General features: G+C 70.9%; 13 protein-coding genes and 1 pseudogene. 7 read left to right on the top strand and 7 right to left on the bottom strand.

Annotation, left to right across the window (positions count from 1 at the left end; translation table 11 throughout):
- Window positions 1–707, bottom strand: a 707-nt coding sequence (locus ABZT06_RS47470; protein ID WP_355755432.1) for a maltotransferase domain-containing protein, incomplete at its 3' end; no start/stop codon positions are given.
- Between the two features lie 74 nt (window positions 708–781).
- The gene (locus ABZT06_RS47465) at window positions 782–1,081 is read right to left on the bottom strand and encodes a DUF5133 domain-containing protein (RefSeq protein ID WP_355755430.1); all 300 of its coding nucleotides are present in this window, start codon (window positions 1,079–1,081) and stop codon (window positions 782–784) included.
- Between the two features lie 250 nt (window positions 1,082–1,331).
- On the opposite strand from ABZT06_RS47465, the gene ABZT06_RS47460 reads away from it, so the two are divergent.
- Both ABZT06_RS47460 and glgX read left to right on the top strand, forming a co-directional pair.
- Window positions 1,332–1,826: a pep a2 gene (locus tag ABZT06_RS47460; RefSeq protein ID WP_355755428.1), complete on the top strand. Its 495-nt coding sequence runs from the start codon at window positions 1,332–1,334 to the stop codon at window positions 1,824–1,826.
- A 44-nt stretch (window positions 1,827–1,870) separates the two neighbouring features.
- Entirely contained in the window at window positions 1,871–3,967 is a 2,097-nt protein-coding gene (gene glgX / locus ABZT06_RS47455; protein ID WP_355755439.1) for a glycogen debranching protein GlgX, read from the top strand.
- 48 nt (window positions 3,968–4,015) lie between these two features.
- Here the strand turns inward: glgX and ABZT06_RS47450 are convergent, their stop codons facing one another.
- Window positions 4,016–4,819, bottom strand: coding sequence for a VOC family protein (locus ABZT06_RS47450; protein ID WP_355755426.1), 804 nt, complete (start codon window positions 4,817–4,819; stop codon window positions 4,016–4,018).
- A gap of 169 nt (window positions 4,820–4,988) precedes the next feature.
- Here ABZT06_RS47450 and ABZT06_RS47445 point away from each other — a divergent pair, with 169 nt between their 5' ends.
- Entirely contained in the window at window positions 4,989–5,321 is a 333-nt protein-coding gene (locus ABZT06_RS47445; RefSeq protein ID WP_355755425.1) for an ANTAR domain-containing protein, read from the top strand.
- A 29-nt stretch (window positions 5,322–5,350) separates the two neighbouring features.
- Here ABZT06_RS47445 and ABZT06_RS47440 read toward each other — a convergent pair whose 3' ends face one another.
- On the bottom strand, window positions 5,351–6,139 hold the full coding sequence (locus ABZT06_RS47440) for an RNA polymerase sigma factor SigF (protein ID WP_355755423.1): 789 nt from the start codon (window positions 6,137–6,139) through the stop codon (window positions 5,351–5,353).
- A gap of 257 nt (window positions 6,140–6,396) precedes the next feature.
- Between ABZT06_RS47440 and ABZT06_RS47435 the strand changes: the two genes are divergently transcribed.
- The 4 genes from ABZT06_RS47435 (at window position 6,397) to ABZT06_RS47420 (ending at window position 9,189) form a co-directional block, all read left to right on the top strand.
- Window positions 6,397–6,852: a MarR family transcriptional regulator gene (locus ABZT06_RS47435; RefSeq protein ID WP_355755421.1), complete on the top strand. Its 456-nt coding sequence runs from the start codon at window positions 6,397–6,399 to the stop codon at window positions 6,850–6,852.
- Window positions 6,849–7,670: an ATP-binding cassette domain-containing protein gene (locus tag ABZT06_RS47430; protein WP_355755419.1), complete on the top strand. Its 822-nt coding sequence runs from the start codon at window positions 6,849–6,851 to the stop codon at window positions 7,668–7,670. Before ABZT06_RS47435 ends, ABZT06_RS47430 begins: the two co-directional genes overlap by 4 nt.
- Window positions 7,630–8,481: an ABC transporter permease gene (locus tag ABZT06_RS47425; RefSeq protein ID WP_355755417.1), complete on the top strand. Its 852-nt coding sequence runs from the start codon at window positions 7,630–7,632 to the stop codon at window positions 8,479–8,481. The genes ABZT06_RS47430 and ABZT06_RS47425 overlap by 41 nt, the downstream gene beginning before the upstream one ends.
- Window positions 8,482–8,673: 192 nt before the next feature.
- The gene (locus tag ABZT06_RS47420) at window positions 8,674–9,189 is read left to right on the top strand and encodes a hypothetical protein (protein WP_355755414.1); all 516 of its coding nucleotides are present in this window, start codon (window positions 8,674–8,676) and stop codon (window positions 9,187–9,189) included.
- Window positions 9,190–9,202: 13 nt separating this feature from the next.
- On the opposite strand, the gene hemC is transcribed toward ABZT06_RS47420, so the two are convergent.
- The 3 genes and pseudogenes from hemC to ABZT06_RS47405 all read right to left on the bottom strand — a co-directional run bounded on the left by hemC (window position 9,203) and on the right by ABZT06_RS47405 (window position 11,724).
- Complete coding sequence (hemC, locus tag ABZT06_RS47415) at window positions 9,203–10,138, bottom strand: hydroxymethylbilane synthase (protein ID WP_355755412.1); 936 nt, start codon at window positions 10,136–10,138, stop codon at window positions 9,203–9,205.
- A gap of 132 nt (window positions 10,139–10,270) precedes the next feature.
- Window positions 10,271–10,588: pseudogene (locus ABZT06_RS47410) on the bottom strand (MFS transporter); the annotation flags it as partial.
- A 110-nt stretch (window positions 10,589–10,698) separates the two neighbouring features.
- On the bottom strand, window positions 10,699–11,724 hold the full coding sequence (locus ABZT06_RS47405; protein ID WP_355755410.1) for a questin oxidase family protein: 1,026 nt from the start codon (window positions 11,722–11,724) through the stop codon (window positions 10,699–10,701).
- Between the last annotated feature and the right edge of the window lie 66 nt (window positions 11,725–11,790).

Raw genomic sequence — 11,790 nt, 5'->3', positions numbered from 1 at the left:
AAGCCCATCGCGGCGATCGCCGGCAGCCGGCGGGCCGCCGTACGGAACGTGCCGTGCGGCCGCTCCGCGGTGCCCTCCGACCGCGGGAAGAACTCGTACCACGACCCGAACAACGCCCGCTCCCGCTCCACCAGCAGCGGCAGCGTCTCCGACGCCGTGATCAACTCCCGCAACGGATGGCGGGCGAGCACCGCGTCCACATCCGGGGTCAGAGCCGCCGCCAGTCGGGTGGCGACCGGCAGGGAGTCGTCCGCCAGCGTCTTCGCCGCGGCCAGCAGCACCGCGTGCTGCGGCCCCTCCGGGACACCCGCAGCCGCGCGGGTGTGGAGCTCGGCGCCCTCCTCCAGGACCAGTCCGGTGTCGAGACCGGCAGGAACCTTTATGCGGGCGATCTGACGCCAGGTGCCGATCGGATCGCTCCAGGCCTCCACGCGATACGTCCAGCGGCCCTCGACGTCCGGAGTGACCTCCGCGCCCCAGCGATCGCTGCCGGGGGCCAGCTCCCGCATCGGCGTCCACGGGCCGTGCCGTCCTTCCGGGTCGGTCAGGACGACGTTCGCGGCGACGGCGTCATGGCCCTCGCGGAACACCGTCGCGGTGACCTCGAACGTCTCTCCGACGACCGCCTTCGCCGGGCGCCTGCCGGACTCCACGGCAGGGCGGACGTCCCGTACCGGGATGCGGCCGATGACCGGGGTGGAACTCATGCTCTCGCCTCCGCCGTGCTCGAGGCCGGGCGCTGACTGCGCCCGGCCGGGGATCCAAGCTGCGCCGGAGGGTGTCACCTCCCGGCGGGGGAACGTTCCGCGGATCTCGGCGGACCACGTCGCGCGACGGAACCCGTCCGGGGGAGGTCGCTCTGCTCCTGGAGATAGGCCCCCAAGCTGCTGCGCAGATAGCGCTCGGCCGCCTCGGCCGCCTCACGCGCGCAGCGCTTGCCCATCAGCACGCACAGCGTGTAGCCCGAGTCCTCGAAGGTGGCCCGGACATCGCGATCGGCGGGGGAGGCCAGCATGACGCGCTCCCAGGCGCGATAGCGCCGCAGTTGCCGGGCGACTTCGGCTTTGGCCGGTAGCAGCATGGCGCCGTTCACCTTTCGGGGGCAGGAGCAGATCCGGGACTCGCGAGATCTTCACTCATGGTGCACGGGTAACGACTCAGCGTCTTGTTGGCTCTTCAACCACCTCACCGGTCGCTCGTGTTGCACGAATGGCGTAGGACTCCCACTCTGGAGTCACTCTGAAGCGATCAGCACTCACGCTCCGTGTTTCGGGGTCCGGTCCCGCGGGGGCCGGGAGGAGCGGGAGCTTCGCGGTGAGGAGCGAGCGACGATGAAGACCGCAGTGCCCTGCTACTACCACCTCGACGTGGAGGTCAGCCCGGAACGGGTCGGGCAGGTCAGGCGCATCCTGGCCGCCCACCTACGGCTCTGGGACCTGGAGACCCTGGTCGAGCCCGTCTGTCGTGGTACCGAACTGCTGCTCAAGGCCATCGACGAGCACGCGACGGACAAGAACACCTCGATCGAGCTGTGGTGGAACGGTCAGCACCTCATCACGGCCGTCGCCGAGAACGACTGCGACCTGCGCCCGGACCTGGATCTGCGCGCGTGCCTGGAGCGCATCGCCGCGATGAGCGACGGCTGGGGCTGCTGTGCCACCGGCACCGGCAGCAAGGTCATCTGGTTCTCGCAGCGGGCCCGCGCCGGCGAGCGCGTCCCGCTCGTGCCGACGGCTCCGGCCCCCAGCCTGCGGGAGGTGCTCCAGGTGCCGCGCGAGATGCCGGTCACGGCCCTGGCCGCAGCCGTCGTCGACGGCGGGTGCTGAGCGTGCCGTCGTCCAGGAAGAAGCAGGTCAAGAGCGGGAAGCGGGTGCCGGCCTGGAGCGGGCACCCCTACCCGCTGGGCGCGTCGTTCGACGGCGAGGGCACCAACTTCGCGCTGTTCAGCGAGGTGGCCGAGCGGGTCGAACTCGTGCTGGTCGACGAGCGGGGCGCCCACACCGGCGTCCCGCTGACCGAGGTCGACGGCTTCGTGTGGCACGGCTTCGTGCCGGGCGTCGGGCCGGGGCAGCGTTACGGCTATCGGGTGCACGGGCCCTGGCAGCCCTCGTTCGGCCATCGGTGTGATCCGTCGAAGCTGCTGCTCGACCCGTACGCCAAGGCGGTGGACGGGCAGGTGGACAGCCACCCCTCGCTGCACACCCTCGAGGCCGACAGCGCCGGGCACACCATGCTGGGCGTGGTCACCGATCCGGCCTTCGACTGGGGCGACGACCGGCCGCCCCGGCGGCCCTACGCCGACAGTGTGATCTACGAGGCCCATGTCCGCGGACTCTCCCGCACCCACCCCGACGTCCCGCCGGAACTGCGCGGCACCTACGCCGGTCTCGCGCACCCCGCGGTGCTCGACCACCTGACCTCGCTCGGCGTGACCGCCGTCGAGCTGATGCCGGTGCACCAGTTCGTGCACGACGGGGTGCTCCAGGACCGCGGCCTCGCCAACTACTGGGGCTACAACACGATCGGCTTCTTCGCGCCCCACAACGCCTACGCCGCCCACGGCACCCGCGGCCAGCAGGTCACCGAGTTCAAGGCGATGGTGAAGGCGCTGCACGCGGCCGGCCTGGAAGTCATCCTCGACGTCGTCTACAACCACACCGCCGAGGGCAACGACAAGGGACCCACGCTCTCCTTCCGGGGCATCGACAACGCCTCGTACTACCGGCTGGTGGACGGCGACTGGCAGCACTACTACGACACCACCGGCACCGGGAACAGCCTGCTGATGCGGCACCCCTACGTGCTCCAGCTGATCATGGACTCGCTCAGGTACTGGGTGACCGAGATGCATGTCGACGGCTTCCGCTTCGACCTCGCGGCCACCCTGGCCCGGCAGTTCCACGAGGTGGACCGGCTGTCGGCGTTCTTCGACCTCATCCAGCAGGACCCGGTGATCAGCCGCGTCAAGCTGATCGCCGAGCCGTGGGACGTGGGGGAGGGCGGGTACCAGGTCGGCAACTTCCCGCCGCTGTGGTCGGAGTGGAACGGCAAGTACCGGGACGCCGTACGGGACTTCTGGCGGGGCGAGCCGCACACGCTCGGTGAGTTCGCCTCCCGGCTGACCGGCTCCTCCGACCTGTACCAGCACAGCAGGCGACGGCCGCGCGCCAGCGTCAACTTCGTGACCGCGCACGACGGTTTCACCCTGCGCGACCTCGTCTCCTACAACGACAAGCACAACGAGGCCAACGGCGAGGACAATCAGGACGGCGAGAGCACCAACCGGTCCTGGAACTGCGGGGCCGAGGGCGACACCGACGACTCCACGGTCCTGGAGCTGCGGGCCCGCCAGCAGCGCAACTTCCTCGCCACCCTGCTGCTTTCCCAGGGCATCCCGATGCTCTGTCACGGCGACGAACTCGGCCGCACGCAGGGCGGCAACAACAACGCCTACTGCCAGGACAACGAGGTCTCCTGGATCGACTGGGAGCTGAGCGAGGAGCAACGTGACCTCGCCGACTTCACGCGGTACGTGATCGGTCTGCGCGCGGCCCATCCCGTGCTGCGCAGGCGCCGTTTCTTCCGCGGCGAGACCGTGACCCACGCGGGACAGCCACTGCCCGACCTGGTCTGGCTGCTGCCGGACGCCCGCGAGATGGCCGAGGCGGACTGGCAGCGCTCCGACGCGCACGCGGTCGGTGTCTTCCTCAACGGCGACGCCATCGCCGAACCCGACGCGCGCGGAAACCGGGTGGTCGACGACTCCTTCCTGCTGCTCCTGAACGGCCACTGGGAGCCCGTCGACTTCCGGCTGCCGGACCCCGCCTACGGCGAGCGCTGGACGACCGTCCTCGACACGGCCGAACCCCAGGGTGCCGACGAGGCGGAACACAAGGCCGGCACGGAGATGACGGTCGAGGCGCGCAGCCTGGTGCTGCTGTCGAGGCCGTCCCGCGCGGGGGCGTGAAGGCCGTCCCGCGCGGGACGGTGAAGGGCGGGGCCGTGGGCCCCGCCCTCAGTGCGAGCGGCGCGAGGTCACCGTGAACTGGGCGCCGTCGGGGTCGCGCAGGACGGCCTCGGTGCTGTCGTGCGAGAGCACACTGCCCCCGTGGACCTCCGCCGCCTTGGCGCAGGCCGCCACGTCCGCGACCGCGAAGTGGACCTGCCAGTGCGGCCGGATCCGGGGGTCGGGGGCCGAGCCCAGCGCCCCCGACTCGATGCGCGCCACCACGTCGCCGCCGCTGCGCAGCACCACCTCGCCGCCCTCGTAGCGGACCTCGCAGCAGTCGGGGCGCTCCGTCGCCCAGTCGAGGACCTCGCCGTAGAAGATGGCAGCGTCGAAGGCGTCGCGGGTGTGCAGTCGGACGAAGGCCGGCTGGGCGCGTCGCCACATGTCCCAGCTCGCGACGAGGTCGCCCTCCCAGACGCCGAAGGTCGCTCCGTCGCGGTCGGAGAGCAGGGCCGCCCGGCCGGGCGGGAAGGACAGCGGGCCGACCGCGAGGGTGCCGCCGCGTTCCTGTACGCGGGCCGCCGCCTCGTCCGCGCTGGGCACCGCGAAGTACGGCGTCCAGGCCACCGCCATCTGCCACATCGATGCCACCGCCGCGATCCCGGCGACCGGTGTGCCGTCCGCCAGTGCGACCCGGAAGCGCTCGCCGAGCTTCGCGGGCTTCCACTCCCATCCGAGGACGGCTCCGTAGAAGTCCTCCGTGGTCTGCTGGTCGCGGCTGGTCAGGCTCACCCAGCAGGGGGCGCCGAACACATGGTGTGTGGAGACGACGTCCGCGGTCGCGGTGGGATGTCTCGGATCGTGGTTCATGGCAGTCGCGTCCTGCTCTCGTCGGCCGGCGGCCACCGGGCGGTCTTCCCCCAGTGTCCGTCCGGAACCGCCTCGGGCGCCTGCCGAGTACCCCGGGGGTGGTGCCGAAACGGTGGCCCGTTCCCTTGCGTCCGGTGGCGCGGGCCCGCCCCGGTGACACGATGGAGGCGTGCCAGTCGTACCGAACGAACCCGCCGACGAGTCGGACCGGATCTTCGCGCTGCAGGAGGAGATCGGCCAGCTCAAGGAGGCGGTCGCCTCGCACGCGGTCGTGGACCAGGCCATCGGCATGGTCGTCGCGCTCGGCAGAATCGCCCCGGACGTCGGCTGGGAAGTGCTGAAGGACGTCTCCCAGCACACGAACATCAAACTGCGCAACGTCGCGGAGCTGATCCTCATCTGGGGACGGTCCGGAGAGATCCCCCCGGAGATCCGCGTGGAGCTGGAGGACGCTCTCGACCGTTACGGCCCGACGCAAATCCCGGGGGCGCCGCCCGCGTGACTCCGCCGCGAGGGCTCGTCAGGGCTCGGTCAACCGGCGTCGGCCAGGACCTCCTCGCGCAGCTGGGCGAAGCACGTGCTGAGCAGCCGGGAGACATGCATCTGCGAGATGCCGAGTTCCTCGGCGATGCTGCTCTGTGTCATCCCCCGGAAGAAGCGCAGGTACAGGATGGTCCGCTCGCGCTCGGGCAGGGCTTTGAGACAGGGCCCGACGGCCACCCGGTCGACGACCACGTCGAAGCCGGGGTCGGGGCAGCCGAGCGCGTCACCCAGGGCGTAGCCATCGGTGCCGGGCATCTCCGCCTCCAGCGACAGCGCCGAGAAGCACTCCAGCGCCTCCGCACCGGCGCGCACCTCGTCCTCCGTCAGATGTGCCAGCTCGGCGATCTCGGCGACGGTGGGCGCCTGTCCGGGCGTCTGCGAGAGCTCCTTCGAGGCCTGCCGGACCCGGTTGCGCAGGTCCTGCACCCGGCGCGGCACGTGCAGCGTCCACATGTGGTCGCGGAAGTGCCGCTTGATCTCGCCGGTCACGGTCGGCACCGCGTACGCCTCGAAGGCACTGCCGCGTGCCGGGTCGTAGTGGTCGACGGCCTTGACGAGCCCGAGGGCGGCCACCTGGTAGAGGTCCTCGAGGGACTCCCCGCGGCCCCGGAAGCGGACGGCGATCCGCTCGGCCATGGGCAGCCAGAGTTCCACGAGCTCGTCCCGCAGGGCCTTGCGCTCCGGACCGTCCGACAGCTGCGCCAGCCGCTCGAACGCCGCGTTGGTGTCGGGGGCGTCGTCGTGCGGATGCGGCTTCGTTCTGGTGGCGACGGACATGTCGCGCACCTCCCTGAGCGGAGCGGGTGCTGGATGGACAGACACCGTGGGAGATCGCGTACTCGGACCCTGAGATGACATCCAGGAGACATCCGGAACCCGCTCGGCGGGGCTCCCACGGACGTGCCTCCTGTCCGAAGCACTACTGGAGGGATTCCCGCTTTCGGGTGAAATAAAACAAATGACGTAGATCATCACATATGTGCTTGACCAGTCTTTGGGTGAGATTACCTCTGACACAGAGGTAATCTCGTCGTGTGGACCCCGAGACCTTCCCCGAAGAGCTGGCCGACGCGCTCGTCGGCGTCCAGCGGCTGCTCAGACGCAGGCTGCGCGCCGGCCTGGCCGTGCCGCGGCTGCGCGGCGCCGAGGTCGAACTGCTGCGCCTGGTGGAGTCACGGCCCGGCATCGGCGTCTCCGACGCCGCCAAGGAGCTGCATCTGGCCGGAAACTCCGTCTCGACCCTGGTCAACCAGCTCGTCAAGGAGGGCCACCTGGTCCGCGAGACCGACCCCGCCGACCGGCGCGCCGCTCGGCTGCTGCTCACCGAGAAGGCAAAGACGCGGCTCAGTGACTGGAAGCAGCGCCGGGTCGCGCTCGTGAGCCGGCAGGTCACCCGGCTGGACGCGGCCGATCAGGAAGCCCTGCGCGCCGCGCTGCCCGCCCTGCGCGCGCTCGCCGCCCATCTGCACGAGGAGGCCGAGGACGCATGACACCCGAAGCTGTTTCCTGCACGGGTCTGACCTACGCCTTCGGTGACACGAAAGCCGTGGCCGGGCTGGACCTGACCGTCCAGGAGGGCGAGGTCTTCGGACTGCTCGGCCCCAACGGCGCCGGCAAGACCACCGCCATCCGCTGCATCACCACCCTGCTCCCCGTCCCGGCCGGCATGATCCATGTCTTCGGCCGCGACACCGCCGACGACCCGATGGCCGTACGCCGTCTGCTCGGCTACGTCCCGCAGCAGCTGTCCGCCGACGCGAACCTGACCGGCCGCGAGAACGTCACGCTGTTCGCCCGGGTCTTCGACGTCGCCCGCAAGGAACGCGCCGAACGCGTCGCCCAGGCCTTGGCCGCGGTCGACCTCACCGACGCCGCCGACCGGCTCGCCGGCACTTACTCCGGCGGCATGGTTCGCCGCCTCGAACTCGCCCAGGCCCTGGTCAGCGCGCCCCGGTTGCTGATCCTCGATGAGCCGACCATCGGCCTCGACCCGATCGCCCGCACCGGCGTGTGGGAGCACATCAACGCCGTACGCGAGGCCACCGGCATGACCGTCCTCGTGACCACCCACTACATGGACGAGGCCGACCAGTACTGCGACCGGGTCGGACTCATGCACGGCGGCCGCGTCCGCGCCCTCGGCACCCCCGACGAACTCAGGCGGGGACTGGCCGAAAAGCGGGGCACCGACACCCTGCCGACCCTGGAGGACGTCTTCCGTGACGTCGCCGGCAGCGGACTCGAAGACGAGGGAGGGGATTTCCGCGATGTCCGAAGCACCCGCCGCACCGCGAACCGTGTCGGCTGAGCCGAACTCCATCAACCTGCTGCTGCGCCCGCCGGAGCCCCGCGCGGGCTGGCGCCTGCTGCCCGCCCGGGTCGTGGCGATGTGCGCGGTGGAGCTGCAGAAGCTCCGCCACGACCGCACCGAGCTCTACACCCGCGCGGTCCAGCCCGCCCTGTGGCTGCTGATCTTCGGCCAGACCTTCACCCGCATCAAGGCGATCCCCACCGAGGGCATCCCCTACATCGACTATCTCGCGCCCGGCATCATCGCCCAGTCGGCGATGTTCATCGCGATCTTCTACGGCATCCAGATCATCTGGGAGCGGGACGCGGGCATCCTCAACAAACTCCTGGTCACCCCCACCCCGCGCTCGGCACTCACCACCGGCAAGGCCTTCGCCGCCGGTGTGAAGTCGCTGATCCAGGCCGTCGTGGTCATCCTCATCGCCGCCCTCCTCGGGGTGTCCCTGACCTGGAACCCGCTGAAGCTCCTCGGTGTCGGCGTGATCGTGATCCTCGGCTCGGCGTTCTTCTCCTGCCTGTCGATGACCATCGCCGGCATCGTGCTCAGCAGGGACCGCCTGATGGGCATCGGGCAGGCCATCACCATGCCGCTCTTCTTCGGCTCCAACGCCCTGTACCCGCTGTCCGTCATGCCGGGCTGGCTCCAGGCCGTCAGCAAGGTGAACCCGCTCAGCTACGAAGTCGACGCCCTGCGCGGCCTCCTCCTCGGCACGCCGGCCCATCTGGCGCTCGACTTCGGGGTGCTGGCCGTGGCCGCCGCACTCGGCATCACCGCGGCCTCCTCGCTCCTCGGCCGGCTGGCCCGTTGATCATGCGCGCCGAACGTGATGTGCGGCACGCCGGTGGAAGGATTTTTCCGGCCGCCCGGCGGATTCTTCCTGCGCACGGCTTGATCAGCGATCAAAGGGGGCGAATTCCCTGGCCACAGCGCATTCTGCTCATTTGACAGTGCATCGAGCGCACAGATAGGAAGCAGCTCTCTGAGGTCGGAGAGGTGCACTGTGTACGAGCCCAACGTGGTCGGGGACTGGCAGGAGTACGACGAGCATGCCGGTCTGCGTGTCCGCGTCCACCGTCTGGAGGCGGCCGAGCCGCCGCGGGGACGCGACGACGCGGCCGAAGGGCTCACGTATTTCAGCGTCCGCGTGACCGTCGAGAACCGTGGCGAGCGTCATCCGACCGTCCATCTCGAGGACGGTCAGATCGACGTGCGGATCGGCCCCGACGGCGAGAGCGCCTTCATCGACTGGCGCAACTCGCAGTTCATCGAGGGGTTCGACGTCTACCCGCTGCGCCGCGTCACCGCCGTGCTGTTCGCGGCGGGACCCGAGGCGAGCCTCGGCCAGATCGACGTGCAGATCCAGCTGCGGGTCGACGACGAGTGGGCCGACCGGCGGCTGTGGGCGGGCGGCATCGGACTCGGCGAGGGGGCCGCACACGTGGGCGCCGGCCGCGACGGCCTGGCCTGCCAGATCAGCAACTTCCTGCGGGACCAGGCCGAAGAAGGCACCGCCTGATCCCGCGCGGGCCTCAGTGCGGGATGCCGTCGATGATCTCACGGGCGCCCTGACGCAGCAGCGCCACCGCCACCGAGGTGCCCAAGGTGGCAGGATCGAGTCGGCCCGCCCACTCGTGGGCGTTCAGCCTGGTCTTGCCGTCCGGGGTGAACACGCAGGCCCGCAGGGAGAGTTCGCCGCCGTGGTCCATGCGCGCGTACCCGGCGATCGGGCTGTTGCAGTGGCCCTGGAGCACGTGCAGGAACATGCGCTCGGCGGTCGCCTCCCGGAAGGTGTCCGGGTCACCCAGTGCGCTGACCGCGTCGATCAGCTCGGTGTCGCCCTCCCGGCACTGGAGCGCGAGGATGCCCGCGCCGATCGGCGGCATCATCGTCTCGGGGGAGAGGATCTCGCTGATCACGTCCTGGCGCCCGATGCGTTCCAGTCCGGAGACCGCGAGCAGCAGGGCGTCCGCCTCACCGGCCGCGAGCTTCGCGAGGCGCCGGTTGGCGTTGCCGCGGAACGGCACGCACTCCAGGTGCGGGTGGGTGGCGGCGAGCTGGGCCACCCGGCGCACCGAGGAGGTGCCGATGCGGGTGCCGTCCGGCAACTCGTCCAGGGTGAGGCCGCCCGGGTGGATCAGGGCGTCACGGATGTCGTCCCGCTTCAGGAACGCCGCGAACGTGGTGCCCGCCGGGAGCGGCCGGTCGGCGGGCACGTCCTTCACGCAGTGCACCGCGAGGTCCGCCTCACCGGCCAGCAGCGCGGCGTCGACCTCCTTGGTGAACGCGCCCTTGCCCTCGACGGCGGACAGGTCGCCCATCCACTTGTCACCGGTCGTCTTCACCGGCACGACCTCGGTGCGCACACCGGGGTACAGGGCGGCCAACTCGCCTCTGACACGCTCCACTTGGGCCAGTGCCATCGGCGAGTCACGGGAGACGATGCGGATCAGTTCCGGGAGGGACATGCGGGACACGATAGACCCTGCGGAGGTCCGGTGTTTGACGCTCAGGGCTCAACGGGTAGGGAGTAGCGCTTCTTTCGAGGGGAGCGTCGCTCATCGGACGTCGCCGGTGATCGTGTCCGCGCCCCAGGCCGTGTCCCGGCCGAACCCGCTCACCCCGTCCAGGAAGGCCACGAGGTGCGTGAACCCGGTGAACGCCCCCGTCACCGACAGCGCGGTGGTGGCGAGCACGACCGCGAACCGGCGCCGGTCGGGGGTGGCCCCGTACGCGGAATGACTCTCCTGCGGAGGCGAGGTCGGCAGCAGCAGGGCCACCACGATCGGCGATACGACGGCCAGCGCGCCGAGCACCGCGAACGGCACCCGCCAGCCGATGTGGCCGCCCAGCCAGGTGCCCGCCGGCACCCCGGCGACCGTGGCCGGCGAACCGCCGGCCGACAGCAGCCCGATGACGCTGCTCGGCGACGCGGTGGTGGCCGGTGCCTGAGACCTGGACCGCGGTCGGGGCCAGTGTTCGGGGCGCCGCGACGGCGCCGGCGAGGCAGATCCGGGGCCCGAGGTGTTCAGGTGAGGGGCTCGCTGAGTTCGGCCGAGCGCAGGGCGGCTGCGAGGGCCAGGTCGTCGTCGATGTCCAGAGCCGTGTCGGTGAGCTTGATGACGTGTTCGTCGCCGTGGGCGAGGGCTCGTTCCACGGCCTCCTCGGCGGTGAGGCGCGCGGGAGGGGAGTAGGCGACCGGCGCCGCCGGCGCGTACATCGCCGTGACGGCCGCCGACGCCGTCCAGGCCGCGTGCAGGCTCGGCACCCACTGGTCGCGCGGAAGGGAACCCAGCGCCCGCAGCACGGCGTTGGGTGCCGTGGCCGCGTGCACGAGCATGGTCGGCTCGCCGTGGCCGTGGGTGGCGTAGCGGTGGGTCGCGGCGCGGACTAGCTCGGTCAGCCGCTCCTTCGCGGTGTCCGGGTCCGTGACCTCGTGCGCCCACACGGGCAGTCGCCGTACGGCGGCCAGGCGGTTGCGGAACCCCAGGTGCCCCGGCTCGATGGCCGGTACCGCTTTCAGGGCATCCGCCGCGGTGGTCGCACCCGGCAGCTCCACGAGTCCCGTCACGGGCTGGTGCCGTGCCGCCCAGTAGCCCAGGGCGTGTGCGAGTTCGGTGAGCCGGGGCGCGTTCTCGTCGGCTTCCAGGGCGCGGACGGCGTGGCCGACCCGGATGACCGTGTGCGTGGCACCGCCGTACAGGCCCGGCAGCAGGCGCGGCCACCATTCGGCGAGGACGTCCTTCCAGGGGCGCTCGGCGAGCGTCCGGGAGAAATAGTCGGTCCAGTCCGCTATCCGGCGCGGATCACCCAGTGCCGCGGCCCAGTTGTCGTCCGTGACGGGGGCGGTGCGGTCGGGGAAGTCCTCCAGCTTGTCCCGGTACAGGTCCAGCCACCGGTGCACCGAGCCGGCCTGCCCGTGCGCGGCGAGCGCCTCGACCACCATGGGGGCGTGGTTGCTCAGCCAGCCCTCGCGCTCCGGGCCGGCGGCGTGGACGCGGTCCAGGGCTTCTTCGAGGTACCCGCTCTTGTCGTTCGCTTTGGTCGTGTCCATGAGCAGGACGCTATGCCGGGTGCCCGCCTGCCGGGATCGGGCGCGGGACGGAACCCGCGGGCATGG

Origin of the sequence: Streptomyces sp. NPDC005483 (assembly GCF_040606035.1) — a bacterium.
Taxonomy (GTDB): domain Bacteria; phylum Actinomycetota; class Actinomycetes; order Streptomycetales; family Streptomycetaceae; genus Streptomyces.
This window is presented reverse-complemented; position numbering and strand designations above follow the sequence as displayed.

Excerpts from the sequence above, each read along its gene's own strand:
- ABZT06_RS47465 (WP_355755430.1), bottom strand. The coding sequence starts at position 1,081 with ATGCTGCTACCGGCCAAAGCCGAAGTCGCCCGGCAACTGCGGCGCTAT.
- ABZT06_RS47460 (WP_355755428.1), top strand. The coding sequence starts at position 1,332 with ATGAAGACCGCAGTGCCCTGCTACTACCACCTCGACGTGGAGGTCAGC.
- ABZT06_RS47450 (WP_355755426.1), bottom strand. The coding sequence starts at position 4,819 with ATGAACCACGATCCGAGACATCCCACCGCGACCGCGGACGTCGTCTCC.
- ABZT06_RS47440 (WP_355755423.1), bottom strand. The coding sequence starts at position 6,139 with ATGTCCGTCGCCACCAGAACGAAGCCGCATCCGCACGACGACGCCCCC.
- ABZT06_RS47430 (WP_355755419.1), top strand. The coding sequence starts at position 6,849 with ATGACACCCGAAGCTGTTTCCTGCACGGGTCTGACCTACGCCTTCGGT.
- ABZT06_RS47425 (WP_355755417.1), top strand. The coding sequence starts at position 7,630 with ATGTCCGAAGCACCCGCCGCACCGCGAACCGTGTCGGCTGAGCCGAAC.
- hemC (WP_355755412.1), bottom strand. The coding sequence starts at position 10,138 with ATGTCCCTCCCGGAACTGATCCGCATCGTCTCCCGTGACTCGCCGATG.
- ABZT06_RS47405 (WP_355755410.1), bottom strand. The coding sequence starts at position 11,724 with ATGGACACGACCAAAGCGAACGACAAGAGCGGGTACCTCGAAGAAGCC.